17 protein-coding genes are annotated in these 20,121 nt (G+C 34.7%); 2 read left to right on the top strand and 15 right to left on the bottom strand.

Annotation, left to right across the window (positions count from 1 at the left end; all coding sequences use genetic code 11):
- Positions 1-18: 18 nt before the first annotated feature.
- The 8 genes from flgM to NST97_RS15945 form a co-directional block, all read right to left on the bottom strand.
- A complete protein-coding gene (flgM, locus tag NST97_RS15980; RefSeq protein WP_063386297.1) occupies positions 19-288 on the bottom strand; it encodes a flagellar biosynthesis anti-sigma factor FlgM in 270 nt (89 codons plus the stop codon).
- 90 nt (positions 289-378) lie between these two features.
- Positions 379-801: a TIGR03826 family flagellar region protein gene (locus tag NST97_RS15975; RefSeq protein ID WP_341343447.1), complete on the bottom strand. Its 423-nt coding sequence runs from the start codon at positions 799-801 to the stop codon at positions 379-381.
- Between the two features lie 65 nt (positions 802-866).
- Complete coding sequence (locus NST97_RS15970) at positions 867-1,565, bottom strand: ComF family protein (RefSeq protein WP_341343446.1); 699 nt, start codon at positions 1,563-1,565, stop codon at positions 867-869.
- On the bottom strand, positions 1,565-1,840 hold the full coding sequence (locus NST97_RS15965) for a late competence development ComFB family protein (protein WP_063386299.1): 276 nt from the start codon (positions 1,838-1,840) through the stop codon (positions 1,565-1,567). Before NST97_RS15965 ends, NST97_RS15970 begins: the two co-directional genes overlap by 1 nt.
- 138 nt (positions 1,841-1,978) lie before the next feature.
- Positions 1,979-3,355 carry a DEAD/DEAH box helicase gene (locus NST97_RS15960; protein WP_341343445.1) on the bottom strand — a complete coding sequence of 459 codons (1,377 nt, stop codon included), beginning with the start codon at positions 3,353-3,355 and terminating at the stop codon, positions 1,979-1,981.
- Between the two features lie 301 nt (positions 3,356-3,656).
- Positions 3,657-4,496, bottom strand: coding sequence for a DegV family protein (locus NST97_RS15955; protein ID WP_066247016.1), 840 nt, complete (start codon positions 4,494-4,496; stop codon positions 3,657-3,659).
- A 695-nt stretch (positions 4,497-5,191) separates the two neighbouring features.
- Positions 5,192-5,869, bottom strand: coding sequence for a response regulator (locus NST97_RS15950; RefSeq protein WP_063386301.1), 678 nt, complete (start codon positions 5,867-5,869; stop codon positions 5,192-5,194).
- A gap of 68 nt (positions 5,870-5,937) precedes the next feature.
- On the bottom strand, positions 5,938-7,095 hold the full coding sequence (locus tag NST97_RS15945; protein WP_339194221.1) for a sensor histidine kinase: 1,158 nt from the start codon (positions 7,093-7,095) through the stop codon (positions 5,938-5,940).
- A 172-nt stretch (positions 7,096-7,267) separates the two neighbouring features.
- Here NST97_RS15945 and NST97_RS15940 point away from each other — a divergent pair, with 172 nt between their 5' ends.
- Complete coding sequence (locus NST97_RS15940) at positions 7,268-7,906, top strand: YigZ family protein (protein WP_341343444.1); 639 nt, start codon at positions 7,268-7,270, stop codon at positions 7,904-7,906.
- A gap of 23 nt (positions 7,907-7,929) precedes the next feature.
- Positions 7,930-8,913, top strand: a complete 984-nt coding sequence (locus tag NST97_RS15935) for an LCP family protein (RefSeq protein ID WP_339198709.1) — start codon at positions 7,930-7,932, stop codon at positions 8,911-8,913.
- A 122-nt stretch (positions 8,914-9,035) separates the two neighbouring features.
- On the opposite strand, the gene NST97_RS15930 is transcribed toward NST97_RS15935, so the two are convergent.
- The 7 genes from NST97_RS15930 to NST97_RS15900 all read right to left on the bottom strand — a co-directional run bounded on the left by NST97_RS15930 (position 9,036) and on the right by NST97_RS15900 (position 20,108).
- On the bottom strand, positions 9,036-10,091 hold the full coding sequence (locus tag NST97_RS15930; RefSeq protein ID WP_341343443.1) for a glycosyltransferase family 4 protein: 1,056 nt from the start codon (positions 10,089-10,091) through the stop codon (positions 9,036-9,038).
- A 153-nt stretch (positions 10,092-10,244) separates the two neighbouring features.
- Positions 10,245-11,129 (bottom strand): UTP--glucose-1-phosphate uridylyltransferase GalU, encoded by an 885-nt coding sequence (gene galU / locus NST97_RS15925; RefSeq protein WP_094245088.1) that lies wholly within the window; start codon positions 11,127-11,129, stop codon positions 10,245-10,247.
- Entirely contained in the window at positions 11,116-12,243 is a 1,128-nt protein-coding gene (locus NST97_RS15920) for a glycosyltransferase family 4 protein (protein WP_094245087.1), read from the bottom strand. The genes galU and NST97_RS15920 overlap by 14 nt, the downstream gene beginning before the upstream one ends.
- Before the next feature lie 55 nt (positions 12,244-12,298).
- Positions 12,299-13,384, bottom strand: coding sequence for a glycosyltransferase family 4 protein (locus NST97_RS15915; RefSeq protein ID WP_339198698.1), 1,086 nt, complete (start codon positions 13,382-13,384; stop codon positions 12,299-12,301).
- Positions 13,385-13,516: 132 nt separating this feature from the next.
- Positions 13,517-15,028 (bottom strand): murein biosynthesis integral membrane protein MurJ, encoded by a 1,512-nt coding sequence (gene murJ / locus NST97_RS15910; protein WP_341343442.1) that lies wholly within the window; start codon positions 15,026-15,028, stop codon positions 13,517-13,519.
- Positions 15,029-15,476: 448 nt separating this feature from the next.
- Positions 15,477-18,746, bottom strand: coding sequence for an N-acetylglucosaminidase (locus tag NST97_RS15905; RefSeq protein ID WP_341343441.1), 3,270 nt, complete (start codon positions 18,744-18,746; stop codon positions 15,477-15,479).
- Between the two features lie 87 nt (positions 18,747-18,833).
- Positions 18,834-20,108, bottom strand: coding sequence for an ArnT family glycosyltransferase (locus tag NST97_RS15900; RefSeq protein WP_339198690.1), 1,275 nt, complete (start codon positions 20,106-20,108; stop codon positions 18,834-18,836).
- Positions 20,109-20,121 lie beyond the last annotated feature (13 nt).

Raw genomic sequence — 20,121 nt, 5'->3', positions numbered from 1 at the left:
GAAACGGATTGGCGCAATTTATTCTTCATTTTTTTTCTTATAAAATTGGATCATGCTTTTCGCGATCAGGTCTGGGGCGATTTTGTAAGTCCCGCTTTCAATTTCTTTTTTTATCGCCTGCACTTTTTCTTGGCGCTGAAGATCAAAACCGCTCGTCTGCTGAAGCTGTTTTGCCTGCTTGGATATTTCCACTCTATCTTTTTGGACTTCCACTTTCATCTGCTTGCTGGCATCCATTTGCTTTTGATAAGGATTAACGTTTGATGACCGATAGCTGTGAATCTTCATGGACACCGCCTCCTTTCCTGCTCTAATGGAACGATTGTTTCAGCTGGAAATCTATCTCTATATTCATTATCGGATCGATAGAGGGATTTGTTAACGTTTTTCATTATTTTTCGGTTGGATAGCGTAGTATGTTTGCATCTTCTCTTTCTCCTCCTGAAACTGCTCTTCTTTTTCCATTTGCTCAATTTGAGACTGTATTTCCTTTTTGCAAGAAACACAAAGTTTTCCCTCGCGAATAAGTGTGCCGCACCGTGAACAAGGATAACCAAGGTTCGGGAAGTTCGCCAGTTGAATGCGTCCTTGATGAATAAACTTCAGTATTAAGTCCTCTTCCACTCCTGTTTTTTCCACAACTTCAGTAATGGTCGATCTGCGGTTTTCCTTTTTTCTCAAAAAGTTATATACCGTTTCAAATGCCTTTTCTTCCTCTTGGTAGCAAGCATCACATATTGAACGAAGCCGCGTTTTGACAAACAAGGAACCACATTTTGGGCAGTTTGCTAATTCCCCCATAAAAATCCACCTTTCAAAAATCTTCCTATTATTATTATTTTATATCGGAAAAACGGATTTGTCATTTAGCTGCGGACAAGCGTAAATGATTCGACACTTTTCGCACCAGCGTTCATCAGCTGCTTTGCAGCTTGGCGTACCGTTGCGCCTGTTGTGTAAATGTCATCGATGATAACAATATGTTGACCATGTACTTGTTTTGGATCTGTTACAGTAAACATATTTTTCGTCTTCATTCGGTCGATCCGTGATTTTTTTGATTGTTTTGCTGCATCTGTTTTGCGCAAAGGCTCAATAATCGGAAGCTGAAGGAGCTGGGCCAATAATTTTGCTTGATTAAACCCGCGTTCCAAAAGCCTTTCTTCACCTAATGGGATGGGAACGAGAATCATCGATTTGTCGAAGTGATGGTGAAATGCTTTCACAAAAGGTTCGGAAAACATCTGCGCCAATATCGCATCCCCGCGGAATTTAAACCTAGCAAGCACTTCTTTCATAAATTCATTATATTGAAAAACAGAGCGGTTTTTCTTTATCACTCCATGATAGTCAGGATGTTTTTCCCAAGCCGCGCAATCAGTGCAATACTCGGCTTTTTCGTTTTGCCTCCCGCACATTGGACAAATGGGGCCTGATATAACGTTTAGCTTGCTGGAGCATTCTTCGCATAAAACAGGGTCTTTTTCGAGGAAAAAAAGCCGTCTCCAAGTCAAGTGGACATCTATACTTTTAAAACAATAAAGACATCTTCCCATATTTCGCATCAAGCCTTCCTATTATCACATCGTGGGTTTTCTGAAACAATTCTTGCGCATTCTGCCAGGCTGACAAGAAGAGATGTCATTTGCTGCCGATCAAAAAATTCCGCTCTTACATATGTAATTTTATCTTCACTCGTTACATAACGGGGCTGAACTCTATTTAACACTAGAGCTAAAACATCATTGCGGCAAGTTGGGCACGTGCATTCCATATGAAATTGGTCAATATATTCATCTAGCAATTCTTCCATAATTTTTTCCAGAGCGTTTACTATCATGTCCTCACCCCAAATATATGATCTCTAATCTGTATTATATTGGATCATACTGGAAAAAGGAATTTCTTTTTTCATCCAAAATTGAAAAGATCTTTCCAACTTTACACATTCTGTATCGTTTCCTTTATTTTCTAAATACTAACACTTTAACAAATCTTCCTTTGCCGCTTCCCGATTCATAGCAAGAATATGGTGTTTCGCTGCAATCATTTCATTTGTTTTGCCATAATGGAAAAAGATAATGGAGCCTGTTGGATTGTTTATGCTCCGTCCAACACGGCCGGATATTTGAACAAGGGCACTTTCTGTAAAAATGGTTTCTTCTGCTCCTAAAACAGCTGCATCAGTTCCAGGAACTGTTACACCCCTTTCCAAAATGGTAGTTGTGACAATGATCGGAATCCGGCCATTTCGAAATGCCCGAACCTTTTCTTTCCTTTGGGGATCTTCGGCATGTACTCCTTCAACCGCTGAATTCAATTTTTTTAGTAACGGAACGACATCATGAAGCACTTTGATTTCCGGTACAAATAGAAAAGCTTGTCTTTCCTTTTGCATTTGTTCGGCTGCCCATGTGATGATATTTTTCGGCAGCTTTCCTTTCTCCAATCTTTTTTTCCAATTGCCGCACCATTTGAATTCAGGAACAGGTAGGGGATAACCATGGTATCGAGCAGGGATTTTCACAATTTCGGAAGGCTTAAAAAGCCGCTTAATTGATGAGGAGGGAGTCGCAGTTAAATAAATAAGGGAGCTGTTTCGTTTGCGTGCTTTTTCAACCGCAAATTGCAAAGCAGAATCTACAGAATATGGAAAAGCATCCACTTCGTCAAGAATCACCACGTCAAAGGCTTCTTTATACCGAAGAAGCTGATGAGTCGTTGAAATGGTAATTGGGCTCAGCTTCAAACGATCTTCGCTTCCTCCGTAAAGCACTGCCACATCGATGCTCGGAAAAACGTTTTTCAAACGCGGTCCAAGCTCCAAAACAACATCCGTACGCGGTGCAGCAATGCAAACAAATAGCCCTTTCTGCAAAGCTGTGTTTATGCCGGCAAACAGCACCTCTGTTTTTCCTGCTCCGCAAACTGCCCAAATGAGACAGTCTGTACGCTGCAAAACGGACTCCGTGACCCGGTCAGATGCTCTTTTTTGCGCCGGGGACAGCTCGCCATCCCATTGCAAAAAGTTTGTTTGATCCGATTGGATCGAATGTTTTTCCTCCTTCTCTCGTCTTGGAAAACTAACAAGCTTTGAGCATTCACTTACTCGCCCCATCATGATACAGTTCCGGCAATAATGACAAAACTTTTTGCACCTTGCACAGTCAAAGCCTGCAAATAAAAAGGGTTGATCATTTCCACATCGATTGCAATAAAAAATACCGGATTTTTTCACAACACCTTGTTCTATTTCAACGAAGGGGGCATTTTGAACGGCATCCATTGAAAACGGGAGCTCATTTGAAAGGAGATGTCTTCCGAGAAGATGTTTTTGGAGATCATGATCATGCATATAAAACCTCCGCTTGTACATACCATATTGTTTCTTACTATTATTTTTTACCTTATATTTTCTGAAAAATCAATATATTTAATCAATTGCTCTTATTGCTTTTCGTCCGAAAGAAAGATGCTAGATGAATCATTTATATCCTTCATTTCTGTAAAAAATAAAAGGTGCTTTTTGCACCTTCAGATGGTCAGCACCGTTCCATTTTTTTGGTAGATAGCACCTTTTCTCGTTTTGAAGGGGAAGTTCTTTTAAGAGGATGGATACAGCCATTTTTCACAATGGGTTTAACGTTTTCTTGCAATTACTTTTTATACCAGCAGAGACCCATAGCTCCCTCTCCTAGATGAGTTCCAATGACAGCGCCAAAATAGCTGATAATAAATTCAGAATTTGGATATTTACTTTCGAGCTCCTCTTTCATTTTTTTGGCATCCTCCGGTCTGTTGGCATGAATGACAGCCGCCCGCACCGGATGTTTGCTTGCAGCTTCGTCAAATAATTGATAGATACGTTGGATTGCTTTTTTGCGCGTACGAATTTTTTCATACGGCACGATCACTTTATCAACAAAATGAAGAAGAGGCTTCAGTTGCAGCAGGTTCCCTATTAAAGCTTGAGCACCGGTTAATCGTCCGCCGCGCTGAAGATGAGAAAGATCGTCCACCATAAAATAAGCATCCATTGATTTTTTAATTTCATCAAGGCGAGCGATGATCTCTTCCGGTTTTTTCCCTTCCTTTGCCATTTTCGCTGCTTCAATTGCATAGAATCCCTGAGCCATACAGCTTATTTCCGAATCGTAAGGATATACCTTAATGCTGTCTACCATTTGACCTGCTGTAACAGCACCATTGTAAGTGCCGCTGATACCGCTTGAAAGATGAATGCTGATGACTGCATCATATTCTTTCGATAAGCTTTCAAACAACTCGACAAATTCACCAACTGGCGGCTGAGAAGTTGTAGGCAGCTCTTTCTGGCGCTTTATTTCTTCCCAAAAACTCTCTGCTGTCATATCTATCTCTTCACGATAAGACTCGTCTCCAAAAATAACGCTAAGAGGAATCATATGTATGCCATGCCTCTTTCGAACTTCTTCAGGAATGTAAGCAGTACTATCTGTTACAATCGCAATTTGCATCATGTTTTTCCTTTCCTTTTAATAATTTCATTCTCTCCTTTATAAGACTATTTTATAAAAAATGCAAGCTTTTATCATTAACTTTGCCGGATTTCCATGAAACTGCAAGAGGATGAAAAATATTTTTTAGCTGTTTCAAAGTCTTTATACTGCCATTTATGCGGATTTCGTTTTGTCGATCGGCTCATTACGATTTTCGTTGAGGTTATTCTTATGAGGTCTACACCTTTTTAAAGGATTTTTGAGCAGCTTAAACGGAGCTTTTATGTAGATTCCAATTGCGGTTACCAATTTTGCTGCATTTTTTCTTGTTTCTGAGCAAACCGGCCTCTTCCCAGCGCCTGTAGTTATTTGAAGAGGCCGTTATGCTTCCTGTTGATACATTTTCACCTAAGTTGATTCTGCAAAACCGGAACGTTGAATGTAATGCTTCCTATGATTCATTCTCGTAGCTTCTGATCAAAACATTTCTCTGGTCAGGATCCGAATAGATTGACAAGTTGCCAAATGATATTATGTTTCCAGCCGTAATGAAGACATGCAATTGAATTCATTTATCATCGCTGGACAATCAGCCAAGTCGGAAAAAACAATATAGATACACCGAGCAAAATTGGTATTTAGAAATCAATCTCACTTTCACGGTTTGACGATTCAAATCGTTCAAAATTAATCGCCATGGAAAATATGTAACTTTACTTAACTTCCACCCAGCCGTTTTTAATGGCAAGAACTACTGCTTGTGTTCGATCGTTGCAATTTAATTTTTGCAAAATGTTGCTGACATGGTTTTTCACCGTTTTTTCGCTAATGAACAGCGTTTCACCGATTCTTCTATTGCTTTTTCCATCAGCAAGCATTTGCAAAACTTCACACTCACGTCGGGTTAAAATATGAAGAGGGCGCCGGACTGTAGCTGGAATTTGTCCATTATTGGCTGATGACAGACGGCGGAACTCATTGACTAGATTGTGAGTTACTTTTGGATGTAAATAGCTTCCTCCCTCTGCCACGATTTTAACTGCTTCTACTAAAGTGTCAGCATCCATTTCCTTCAATAAATATCCTCTCGCTCCGGTCTTCAAAGCATGTATCACATAATTTTCATCATCGTGGATCGATAATATAATAACCTTCGTATCCGGATATGAATTAACCAGCTGCTTAGTAGCTTCAACGCCATTTACACCAGGCATATTAATATCCATAATGACAACATCCGGCATATAGCTTTCAACAACTGTTAAAGCTTCACTGCCGTCATAAGCTTCCGCAACCACTTCAAAATTAGGCTCAAAATCAAGAATACGTTTTATACCTTCCCGAAACAGAGCATGGTCATCTATTATGACAATTTTAACTTGATTATTCATTTACAATCCTCCCCATTATTATTTTTTCAGTGATGTATGCATGAAGTCAATCAGACCATTTCTCTATTTCATAGATTAGTAGGCAATTGAATAATAATGAACGTTCCTTTTCCGGGTGCAGAATGGACTGCCATTTTCCCATTCAACAGCTCCACTCGTTCTTTCATTCCCATTAAACCGAATGACTCCTTTTTTTCTTTAAACACTTTCTTTATATCAAAGCCTTTGCCGTCGTCTTTTATTGCAACATTTACTTGGTTTGGACGGACTTCAAATTTAACGTCAATTTGCTTTGCTTCCGCATGCTTCAAAGCGTTCGTTACAGATTCTTGAACAAGCCGGAACAGGGCCACTTCAAATTTCGGCGGGAGCCGTTTTTCTTCCACATCACTGATGTTTTGAAAATTGATTTTTATATCTTTTTCATATTCTTGAATAGTCGAAAGGTACTTTCTAAGTGTTGGAACGAGTCCTAAATCATCCAATGCCATAGGTCTTAAGTCATAGATAATGCGGCGAACCTCAGATAACGCATTTCTCACCATTTTTTTTAAATTTTGAACTTCTTGAAACCCTTCTGCAGTCCCTTTTTCCCGAAAAACCCGTTCAATCAGATCAGAGCGCATCAGAACATTTGCAAGCATTTGGGCTGGTCCGTCATGTATTTCACGTGACACCCGTTTTCGCTCTTCTTCCTGCGCTTCTATAATTCTTAAGCCAAAGGCTTGTTTTTTCTTTGCATCTTCCAGCAAATCGCCAACCTGCCGCAAATCTTGGTTTAAATATTGCAGCACAACAGTAATTTGACCTACTATGACCTCTGCTCGTTCAATCATTTCTTTTAATGATAAAAGCCGGCGGTCCAATTCATCCCGCCGTTTTCTTAATTGTTTTTCTTTTTCTTGGAGCATGGCCAGTTCAATTTGAATATTTTGCGCTTTTTCATAGGCATTCAAAATATCTTGTTCTGAAAACTTGTAGAAGTTGCGGCTGACTTCCACGAGGCGCTGCCGTGCGATTTTCGATTGAATCGTCAGCTTATCGGTTTGCTTTATCACCTCACTTACTTGCTCTTTCACTTCTTCCAATTCTTCTACTATTTTCTCATACTCTGTGCGGGATTTTTCACCGATTTCGAAAATTTGATCTTTGCTCGATTGGACGGTTTCGATCATTTTATTTAAAATATCGTCTATTATAGCAGAATCTAATTTTTTGGAGTTCACAGCCTTTTCCTCCATTTTAAAAAAGTTGTTACAAAAACTTTATCAGTTCATAATTGAAGTAAAAATTTTGTCGTTTTATAATATTCTAATGTGAGTGTTTTTTTATAAAAAAAGTCGATTTTTGTCAAAAAAAGTTATGCCGTTTTGTTTCTTCTGCGGAGGTGATACACAATTGCTTTCCTCCTATTATACCGTAGCTGGTTTTGGAGAGCATGAAATCGTGATTCAAAAATCACGATTTATCTGCTATATTAATCGTGCCAAAACTGAGAAAGAAGCTCAAGAGTTTATTGATACAATCAAAAAAAAACATTGGGATGCCACACATAACTGCTCCGCATATTTAATTGGAGAGCATGACCAAATTCAAAAAGCGAACGACGACGGAGAGCCAAGCGGAACAGCAGGAGTGCCGATGCTTGAAGTGTTGAAAAAGAAACAACTAAAAGACACTGTCGTTGTTGTCACCCGTTACTTCGGCGGGATTAAACTCGGCGCCGGCGGGCTGATCCGTGCATACGGAAAAGCTGTTTCAGAAGCCATTGACCACGTTGGCATCATCGAACGCAAGCTAATGAAAATTATTCGCACTACGTTTGATTACAGCCTTCTCGGCAAAATCGAAAACGAATTGCGCTCGTCTGTCTATAAGCTGAAAGACATCTACTATACCGATCATGTGGAAGTTGAAACATATGTAGAGGAAGGCCAGGTTCAAAGCTTCAAAGACTGGATGACCGATCTCACCAATGGGAAATGTGTGATCAAAGAAGGCGACTTAGTATATTTGGAGGAGAAGGTTCAAAACTAAATTTAAAAAATAAGGAGTTAGACATGAATAGAAGAACGAGAAAAAAGAAAAAGAAAAAAAAATTAAGAGCCTTTGGCTGTTTATTTTTAATCCTGTTTTTAATTGCTGGCGGTTACGCCGTTTATCTATCGATCAAATTAGCTAATGTTTCTTTTCTAGCACAGGAAGATCTAGAGAGAGGAAGAAAATCTGAATTAAGAGAACAACCAGTTGATCCGAAAAAAGATAATTTTTCGGTATTGTTCATCGGAGTCGATGCGCGTCCCGGGGAAAAGAAAAGCCGCTCTGACGCCTTGATCCTGGCATCATTTAATAAAGATGAAAAATCAATCAAAATGGTCAGCATCCCTAGAGATTCAAGAGTGAAAATTCCCGGTCACAACCGAGACAAAATCACACATGCACATGCCTTCGGCGGAAAAGACTTAACTGTTGAGACTGTGGAAAATTTGCTTGATATTCCCGTCGATTATTATGTTGAATTAAATTTTAACGCTTTTATTGATATTGTAGATGCTCTTGGCGGAGTTGAAGTGAACAGCGACAGAGAATTTACTGAGCAAGATAGCAAAGGGCGAAAGAACGCCATTCATATTAAGAAAGGTGTACAAACGTTAAATGGCGAAGAAGCTTTAGCATATGTCCGAATGCGCAAAAAAGATCCATTAGGCGATATCGGAAGAGGCAAGCGGCAGCAAGAGGTAATAAAAGCAATCATTGAAAAGAGCTCCTCTTTATCAGCCATAACGAAATATGACGACATCATCGATTCTTTAGGGAAAAACTTAACAACCAATTTCAGCATTGGCAATATCTTGGCGTTGCAAAAATACGCCGGTTCCATCAGCAGCATTGAATCCTTAACGATTGACGGGTATGACAATCCAATCAATGGGACTTACTATTACCAACTGGAAGAGGATTCTTTGGAAGAAGTTTCAACGGAGTTGAGAAATCATTTGGAATATAAAAGAGATTTTTCCATTAACAGCAGTAAATTGCGTTAGTTTCTAAAAACGAGCCATGGGTTTTCTTTATGACCGAATGAAAAACATTTAAAATTTGAAAACTACATGGCTCTAATAGGCTTTACACAATAATCCTCATTTTAATGAGCTATATAGTCTGTTTATTTCTGTTTAAATGCATATGTGATCTTTTTCATTAAATTTGTTAGCGGTTTAAAATTTCTTCCATGTAGTTCAAGTATTTCTCCGAGAATTTCAATAAAAAACAACATAAGAAAAATAATAAAAATTGACAGCCACATGGCACTTCTAGAAAAAACTATTGCTGCCAGACTAAACAGGAAACTGATCAAGTAAATTATTAGAACAGTCTGAAGATGCGAGAAACCAAACTTTAAAATACTATGATGCAAATGGGATTTATCTGCCATAGAAATTGATTTTTTGTTCATTATTCTTCTCACAATGGCGAAAAAAGTGTCAGATAACGGCACCCCAAGGATTAAGGCGGGAATTAGCAATGAAAAAACAGTGACGTTTTTAAATTCCAATAATGACAATAAAGAAATCACAAAACCAAGAAAAAGAGCTCCAGTATCTCCCATGAATATTTTCGCTGGATAAAAATTAAAAACAAGAAAACCTAAAGTAGCAAAAATGGTTATTAAAGCAATTTGAACAACAAAAGATAATCCGGGCATGCTTAAATAAACAATTGTTGATAATACAATTATTGAAACTCCCGCAGCTAAACCGTCCAATCCGTCTATCAGATTTATTGAGTTCGTAACAATTAAAATCCACAAAAAAGAAATTGGAATCCCCCACCAACCTATATTTACTTGTCCAATAAAAGGTATGTGAATAAATTTTAAATGCAGTCCGCTCAAGACCACACATAATGCAGCCACCACTTGACCTGAAAGCTTCCACTTCCAATTTAATTCAAAAAGATCATCAAAAACACCTGTAATCATTATAAAAAAAGAGCCAATTAAAAATCCCTTTAGATAAACACTTTCAGGTGTAAATAGAAAAATCCCGATATAAACCGAAATAGCGATCGACAATCCACCCAATCGAGGCATAATTTTTGAATGTACTTTTCTTGATTTAGGAATGTCCACAGCCCCAATAGCAAAAGCAAATTTTATGACAAAGGGAGTCAAAATTACTGAAATTAAAAATATTAAGATTAACTTCATTAGCAATACCATTGTGAATACCTCTAATATTAGTTTGTTTTTATTTTTTCCAAAAGTAATACTTGCCATTCAAAGAACATGTCGACCATTTCATTAAATAATTACTATAAAAAAAGAGCTGCCTCATAAGTCAGTTCTCCTGACTTTGGGACAGCTCCTTTCGCGTTAGTTCAACTTTCCTTCGTTGTAAAGCATTCTTAAATATTGTTTTAGCTGTTCACTTAAATCTTCTCTTTCAAGTGCAAAATCTATTGTGGCTTTTATAAAACCAAATTTATCGCCAACATCATATCTTTTTCCCTCAAATGCATATGCCAAAACTTTTTTCTCCTGAGCCAATTTCTTTATCGCGTCTGTAAGTTGAATTTCCCCTCCGTAGCCAATATCTAAATTTTCAAGATAATCAAAAATCTCAGGTTCAAATACATATCTCCCCATTACAGCAATATTAGAAGGTGCATTTTCCCTTGGTTTTTCTACCATATCTTCCACTTCCACTAAGGTTTCGCTTATATATACATCTTTAGGTTTAATTACTCCGTATTTGTGCAAATCTTCCTCAGGCACTTTTTTTGTACCAATGACTGAACATTGGAATTCATTATATACATCTAAAAGCTGCTTCAAACCAGGGACTCCATTCTTAACAATGTCATCCCCTAGAAGGACTGCAAAAGGTTCATTTACAATAAAACTTCTTGCGCAATTTACTGCATGACCTAATCCTAACGGTTTCTTTTGTCTAATATAATGAATGTTAACCATATTGGAAATCTTCTGCACTTGTTCTAATAGTTCAAATTTTCCTTTTTCTTTCAGCTCCATTTCAAGTTCAATTGAATAGTCAAAGTGGTCTTCAATTGCCCTTTTATTTCTTCCTGTAACAATAATGATGTCTTCAATTCCAGACTCAATCGCTTCCTCAATTATATATTGAATAGTCGGTTTATCTACAATTGGCAGCATTTCTTTTGGCTGGGCTTTTGTAGCTGGTAAAAAACGCGTACCAAAACCTGCTGCTGGGATTACAGCTTTCTTAACCTTCTTCATATAAGGTGCCTCCTCTAAAAGAAAGAAAAATATTAATTAATTTATGTTTAATATTTTCTACCTTATATTCATTCGCTTTAAATATGGCTTTACAACTCATCGCTCTTCTTTCATTTTCTGGCATTGAATAAAAAAATTTAATCTTTTTATATAGATCTTCAGACGAACCAGCTTGAAACAGCAGGCCGTTTTCACCGTCTATAATATAATCCAACAATCCTCCAATGGCACTACCAATGACAGGAGCTCCGCAAGCCATTGCTTCCAAACCGACAAGCCCCAAGCTTTCTCCTTTTCTTGTAGTCGGAAAACAGAAAACATCTATCGCATTATATATTGCATTTAGTTTCTCTTGAGGCAGTAAAGGGTAATGGATAATGACATCATTTAATTCATAATCAGATACCATCTTTACAAACCTTTCTTTGTCCTTCCCATCCCCCACCATAATGACCTTAATTTTATTGTTTAACAAAAAATTTTCATCTCTCAATTTCTTTAACGATGTTAATAAAATATCCCATCCTTTTCCCACATCTAATCTACTAACATATCCAATATAATGAGTGTCTATATCCAGCATAAGTTCTTTTAGTGCTGTTTGTTTATCCTCTCGCCTATAAAAAGTTTTACTGTTCACCCCTCCGGAGGGAAACACTTCAATCCGGTTCCGCAAGTTATATTTGCTTCTCACTAAATCTTGATAGTACTTACTTGGTGTTATCACTATATCAGTTATATTTAACAGCTTTTCCACATAAGGTTGATATTTTTTTTGAGACGGCACTTCAGGTACTACGTCACTGCCATGAACATTTGTGAAAATAACAAGGTCTTTTTTTAATAGCTTTAGAAATAAAATTGGAAGTGCATTATGTGAAGCATAATGCACATATGTAATATCATACTTTTTTGTTAAGCCTTTCAAAATAATTTTTGAAAAATAAAAAAAATACTTAACTAGCTTTAATAGTCTATTTTTTTCTTTTAATAAAACTGTTTTGTCAACATTAAAACCTGCTTCCACCAAAATTTCCTCAGTATTTTTTACAAACACACCGTAATTGGGAGCAATTTTACTAGGATACATATTGGCAATTAAATGTATTCTCATAAAACAAACCTCACAAACTTAAATAGAGTTATAAAACAAAAACGCTTAATTCTCATCAAGCGTTTTTGTCATTTTCAATACCTATTTTCTTACTATTTAACTTTTTATATAAACTTAGTAACGGTTTATAATTTTTACTTATTAATTCAAAACCTTCAATTAATAATTCAATAATAAGTAATATTAAAATAAAAATAATAATGGAAGCAAATAAATTTGCCTTATATAAAAGAATAGCTGAAACACCGAAAAAAAGCGATATAGAGTATATAAAAAGAACAGCTTTTCGATGAGTAAAGCCTGCATCTAACAGTCGATGATGCAAGTGATTTTTATCGGCATCCATAATTTTTTTATTTTGAAGTTTCCGACGAATAATGGCTATCGTTGTATCTGTTAAAGGAACAGCAAGTATTACCATCGGAATAATGAAAGTAACAAACGTCACTTGCTTAAACCCAATAATAGAAAGAACCGATAATAAAAAACCGAGTAATAATGACCCTGTGTCTCCCATAAAAATTTTGGCTGGATGAAAATTAAATATTAAGAATCCTAAGGTTGACCCGATTAGAGCAATTGATAAGAAAGCAACATTTGTTTCATTCATAATTAATGCCATAACGAAAATGGCACTAGCTGCAATAATTGAAACACCTGAAGCCAAACCATCTAAACCATCAATCAGGTTAACCGCATTTGTAACACCAATCATCCAAATAAATGATACAATTAGAGCTACCCATATATTAACTGGTATACTCTGATCTAAAAAAGGAACAGTTAGATATTTTATAGAAAGGCCGTCTGCTAAAACAATTACTGCTGCCAATGTTTGGCCAACCAATTTTTGCCAAGGTTTTATTTGTAATTTATCATCAATAAACCCAGTTATCATGATTATTGTTGCGGCAACGATAATACTAATGTTCAAATCTATTAAAGTCGAAATATAGATAAAACCTGTTAAAAAAGCAATATAAATTGAAATCCCGCCAATTCTTGGGACAGCTTTCTTATGGACTTTTCTATTATCAGGTATATCTACAGCTCCAATATTACGTGCAAATTTAATTACAAACGGTACCGAAATCGTACTAACTATAAATGTTATTAAGAATGTTGTCATGTAAGGAGACATCAAGTTACACCTCACAAGGGAAATAATAAAGTACATTAGCTATTTCCTAACTGTATGAAATTTTTAAACCCTTATCATTATATCGTTTTATTGATAAAAAGAAAAGTATTCTTTTGATTTTCATTTTATAGATTATTGTTTTTTATTACTTGACCTCATTGCAACGATATCATATAAGGATGTTGTTTTTAATGCCCATAGCATAATAAAATAAATGCCCGCTCCAATAATTGTTAAAGTCGTTACATATAAAAATACATGAAATTGTTCAAAAAGATGTTTAATTATCCATAAAACAACTATCATGACAATGCAGGAAAAAATGATTTTAACGTATTCCTTACCAATTTTTCTAACGGAAAGCCAACCAATGTGTTTATTTAAAATAAAAAATGCAATAAAGGTATAAATAAAGCCAACGACTGAAGTTGATAATGCTAATCCTTTATAGCCTATCCAACTTGAAAAAACAAAATTAAACACTATATTTAGCAAAATAGACAAAATTCCAATCCTCATTATTAAATTCCCTTTATCAAGGGTATAAAACCCCTTTGCAATAATAACCTGAATGCTGTAAAAAAGAACCGAACCCACATAATAGTAAGCAACCTCTGATGTTGCTACCGTTGCTGCACCATCAAATGCCCCTCGTTGATAAACAATCTGTATGATCTCTTCCATCATTAACATCATTCCCGAAACAGTAGGAGCCAAAAAAAGGAACATGATGGACAAACCTTTTTCCATTCCAGTTTTAAATAAGTTCATATCATTATTTGTACGAGCCTTTGCAATAATTGGATAAATAATCGTAGCTACAGTTACTCCAAAAATTGCTTGAGGAATACTTACTAAACGAAAAGCATAATTTAAATATGAAATAGCATCCGCCCCAAACATTCCTGCATAAAAGTTGCTAATATTTAAATTTATTTGTCCAACCATTATTGTTATTCCTACTGGGATGAAGATAAGATAAAAAGTGTTCACTTCTTTTATATTCAATTTTTGACGCCAATTTATAAATTTTCGCGGACCAAAGTAAAAAAACTTAATTAAAAACGAAATAATTGTACCGACTAAATACCCTAAAGCAATCGAATAGCCGCCTATCAGTTTGCTTAAAAAAAGCGTACTTCCAATGGTGCTTAAAACAACGACAGTCTGCGAAAAAGTTGAAAACGAGTATTTCCCCTTTGCATCAAAATATCCTTCAAAAACTGCATTAATTCCAACTAAAAAAATAGAAAAAAAATACATAATGGATGTCCAAATAGCCAATTGTTCAATATCATCTCTAAATGTGGGAAACAATAAATGGATAAGCCACGGCGAAAATGCCGCACCTGCAAGTGAAATCAATAATCCTATATAAAATGTCCCTTTTACGATATTCGTTAAATGTGAAAACCCCTGATTTTGCTTATCATATTTCAAATACGAAGGGACAAACGCATCCTTCATGCCAGATAGCATAAATAAAATAAATGTATTAGGAATGGTCATAGCTGCATTATAAGCTCCAACAATATCGCCTGCCCCAAATTGATGGGCAATGACGATATCGCGAAACATACTTGAAAATTTAAGAAAAAGTGTAGAAATAAAAAATAATATGCTAGCAAGTTTAAATTTAGACATTATTTCACTTCCTTTAGCTATTTATATAAGAATTATCCCTAAGTTTATTCCAAAAGATTTTAAGTTAGTCGAAATTCGTCAAAATAAAATCCAATGTGTATGACATTTTTAACTTGCGCAAAAATAATTCAAGTTTACTTCTAGTAGTCCTTATAATTCCATTAGTCTCGACCATAAAATCGATTGTTTTTTGATAAAAAGAAAAAATCTCTTGATTAAAATTACTCTTTACGCAATTTTAAGTCAAGAGATTTCCATGAAAATATTATTTTAATTGTTGTAAGCTTATAAATATATCAACCATATCCAAATATTTTATAATATTAACCTGACATTTTTTAAAAGAATTATAGCAATTACATTTACAAACACAAACGCTAAATCCTAATAAACTTCAATAAAAAGTAAAGTATTATTCTATTTAAAAGGAGGGTGGTTAATCTAAAACTCATTTGAATACTGGAATATCTAAATACAAGATATACTTGTCAAGTAAACTATAATATTTTCCTATATAACTATTTGCTTGCAATATAGCCCAACGGATATCTGTTGCATATTGATGAGTTCCAGGATTGTCTGGATTCCATCTCATTTTATATAACGTATCTTGGCCATTATGAATATAACCTTCCCCAATAAAAGCAGCACCACCAATAATAGCTTTCTCAGGATCTGTCCAACCTTTTTGAAAAGCATATTCAGCACCACACGTTATTGGACAGGAATCCTTTGCTCCTATTCCATACATGTTATAAACTGTTTTTCCATTAATTTGTACTCCATTTGCCAATCTGGATGTTCCATTTCCAGTCTCATGTAAAGCATGAGCAACTAAATAAATTTCATTTATATTGTATTTTTGTGCAGCAGTAACAAATGCCTGTCCTTTACCTTCTAAAATTCCTTTACCTTTTAAAATTTTGTTATTGATTTCATCAGCTGTAAGCCCAGTGTATTGAGATAATTTTAAAAACTGAAATATTTCGGATCCATTATAGTTTAAAAAGTTATCAGGATTTAAGAAATACAATACATCTTCTCTGTCTGCATCTTTCCATCCTCCACAGGATTTTGAATATTTAATTTTGTACCATTCCCCAACTTTACCAATGATTTCAATTGTGTCACCTTTTTGCAGTTGCCCGCAACTATTGCTTTGTCCATTGATGGATGGTGTTGTTCGAACATTCAATGCATTTGCGATTACGATTCCTGTATTTCCATTATTCATTAAATGAATATAATTTTCATGTACATATCCATGATTTACAATTTGAGTTTGCGGGCTAACTCTCATTTGTATATTCAACATCTCATCTAAACTCATGTCATAGTACGACAGAATGCTTGATGTTGCTGGCATATAGACATAACCTATTCGACCTAAAACATCTACCTTAAACCATCTTCCAACAATATCAATAAAATTGTACGCCTGATTGCCCTTTAGTTCACCAATTACATTTCGGTTGCTATCAAAGATTTGTGTAGTATTATTTGTAGTAAACTTTCTATTTGGAATTTTATAAACACTATTTAAATCTTTTACATTTGGATTCATTATTGATTGTGTGCTATCTTTCCAAACATAGGCATACTCATTATTAATCTTTACCTTGTGCCAATTACCATCATCTTTTACTCGTGGGTAAATTTCATTTTTTGAGAGCTTAATAATTTCCGTGCCATTTGAACTTACTGCATAAACATTATCTCTTATTACCTGAAAATAACGGTCTGAGTTAGCAAAGGTTCTTTGCGTACCACTCTTATTTACATACCCTATTCTACCCATAACATCGACTTTATACCAATTTTCATACTCTTGTATAACCGGATATACTACGCCTTTGTTTAAGACAGCAAAAGTCTTCCGAGAGCTCGTAGAGGTATCTATAACTTTAACATCTTGTAACGCCTTAAAAGCTCTACTGTTTGAAACTTGCCCATTATTCAAATTTGTAATATTTGTTGATGTCGTTGGTTTTGTGGATTGCTTCCACACATAACCATATTTATCCCCTACTTTGACTAAATGCCAATTACCAGAGTCCTGAACTCGTTCAAATTTTTCACCTTTTTTTAGATAAACAAACACATTAGATGTTCCCGGTGCATATACAGGCAAATTATCTGCAATGACCTCAAAATATTTTGTTGAATTACTAAATTGAAGTTCAGTATTTGATTTATTAACAAAGCCAATTCTTCCATCTATATCTACTTGATACCAATTGGCATATTTTTTATAGTCACCCAATATCGGATATATAGCACCCTTCTTAATTGTAGCAAACGGTACTCTTTTTCCTGAAGATGTATCGTAAACAACTAAATCATCAAGAGCTTTAAATTTATTCTCACTTATTTTTAACCCATTATTTTTATTTTTAATGGAACTGTCGTCCGCAGGTTCAGTTGCTGCCTCCCAAACATATCCATATCCATCTGCCACTTTTACCATATGCCAATTTCCATAGTCTGAGACTCTTTTGAAAACTTGACCTTGATACAAATGTACAACTTCCTGAGAACCATTTTCGTGATTCACAAAAATAGGTGTGCCCCCATATTTAACTCTAAAATATTCCATATCATTAGAGAAATCTACTCGAGCAGAGGTCTTCATAATATACCCAATTCTACCGAGTATGTCTACCTCATACCAATTTGCATATTTATTATACCCTCCTATTATCGGATATTTTGTGTTCGCAGAAATTTCAGCAAAAGGAACCCTTTTTCCACTAGAAGTGTCATAAACAATTGTATTATCTAAAGTGATAATATAATTGTTTGATATTTTCAACTTATTAAGATTTTGTATTGTTGACCCCGTACTTGGCAAAGTAGCTTCTTTCCAAACATATCCATAACCTGATCCTATTTTTACTTTGTACCAATTACCCGAATCAGCCACTCTTTGATATTCTTGATCTTTCTTTAAATATGTAATTATTTTATTATTTTGATAAACAGGTGTGTTATCATATTTTACTTTAAAAAATTTATGTGAGTTGCTATTCATTAATAATTTTTTTTCCATTATTGGGTTATTTTCAACTTGTAAATTTTCGTTAGAATTTTGTATTGCGGTTTGTTGATTGTTTTCAGAATTAATCTGAACATCTGAGGTTATTTCCTTTTGAATATCACTACTTTCACCAGAGTTTAAATTTTCTTTTTCGTTTATTTGTGGACTCTCCACATTATTTGCTAAAATCTCTAGATTATTTTTAGAAATCTGTACCAATTGATTTCCTATAGAAAAAATAACTTGTGTATCATTTTCTTGAATGGGTTGAATGATAAAACCATTAGATAAAATACCAACTTGTTTGCCAGAGGATTCTGTTAAGAAAACAGGTGTTTGATCAGTTAGTACTTTGTATTGAGGTAAATCCAAATTTTCTGGTACCGTTGACACATTTTCATTTTCTTCCAATTGATAATTTACAGATTCTAATTTAATATAAAACTGTTTATTATTCATATTGAATATAATTTTATCGTCCACAATTTTATTTGAGTAAAATTCAAAACCTCCATATAAGTATCCTACAATTTTTTCATCATCTAATGAATATACTGGGGCTTTTTCAGATGTTATACTTACTCTATAAAATTCTGTCGTTACAGCTTTTCCGATATTTATTGGCAAAACGCTAAGAAGGATTATTAAACTGCAGAAAAGTGCTCCTAACCTTTTATACATATATTTGTTCCTCCTTCAACTAAATTATTTACTACAAAAATAATATACCTAGCTAGTAAACTGCTAATAGAATATCTATATTTTATTTTAACTTCTAAGCCTGAATATACTTTTAGTTTTTTGTGAAAAATAGGAGATAATAGATCCAATAAATAAAAACCAGATTGACATTAACGGTTGGTTATACCGATCAAATGCAAAAAATATATTATTAAGAACAGTAAAATAAGCGAGTATTCCAAATAGAAGAACATTTTCTGATAGAGATCTTTTGTATAAAAATATGGATAAAGTCATAGATATTGTTGCAAGTACCATCGTTAGTTTATGAATTTTCTGCATTAACTCAATTTTAACCCCAAAAATTTCTTTCCAATAAAATGATGTATTCCATTGTTTAATTGTTTTATCAATTGTATAACTTCTAAGAAATGATTTTGGATCACTTTTCCACCATAATTTAATTCTATCAATGGCTGCTTCTTTTTGTAAGTTCATGTTTTCATATGCAGAAATGTTTGGGTGTTCTTTGTTAATTTTTTTAATTACGTCATCATAGGGTTCGCCATATCTATATCCCGACCCTTGATAAGTTCCCAGTAAGAGAGGATTTCCTGTTCCACCACTAAGTGGTATAAATTCATGGTAATGAATATAATTTCTAATCCACCAAGGTCCTAATACAATGAGAAGCAAAACTAAAGCAATAAGAAATTGTTTTAACATCATTTTTAAAGGGTATTTTTTTAATAATAGGTATATTAATAAAACTAAGGGATACAGTGCAATTGTTGGTCTAAACATGAGACAAAATAAATAAGAAAAGATAACTCCAAAGAAGTAAGACCATTTGCGTTCATTAGCCAGTTTAAGAGAACAATATAATAAAACATACATTCCTGCCATAAAAGGTGATTCGGTTAACAAAAGGTTATCTGTCAAAATTTGAGGAACGAATATCGCAAGTAAAAAAGCGGCTATAAGTCCTGTACATTTATTAAAAACATATTTACCAATTAGATATACAAATAAAATACTGGTTATGCCGAACAAAGATATTACAACCCTCGCTGCATATAAACCTACCTCTTCAAATCCAAAAATTAAAAATACTAATGCTAATAAAAAAGATTGACCAGGCATAATATGAACAGTGGGTTCTCCAATTTGATGGTATGTTAGCATCCCTGTCTGTATAAGAACTCTTGCACTTTTTGTATACCCTACATCATCGCTATTTAATGTTAGATTCAATCCATATTCATAAAGAGCAAACAATCTTAAAACTAAGGCCAAAAGCAATATAATAATTATTGAATAATGTTTCCTAACTAATTGAAGTAATTGATTATTTATACTCAAGAGAATTTCCTCC

Source organism: Aeribacillus sp. FSL K6-1305 (assembly GCF_038050115.1).
In the GTDB taxonomy this organism is placed as follows: domain Bacteria; phylum Bacillota; class Bacilli; order Bacillales; family Aeribacillaceae; genus Aeribacillus; species Aeribacillus composti.
The sequence above is the reverse complement of the archived record's forward strand: the minus strand, read 5'-3'. Positions and strand labels throughout refer to the sequence as shown.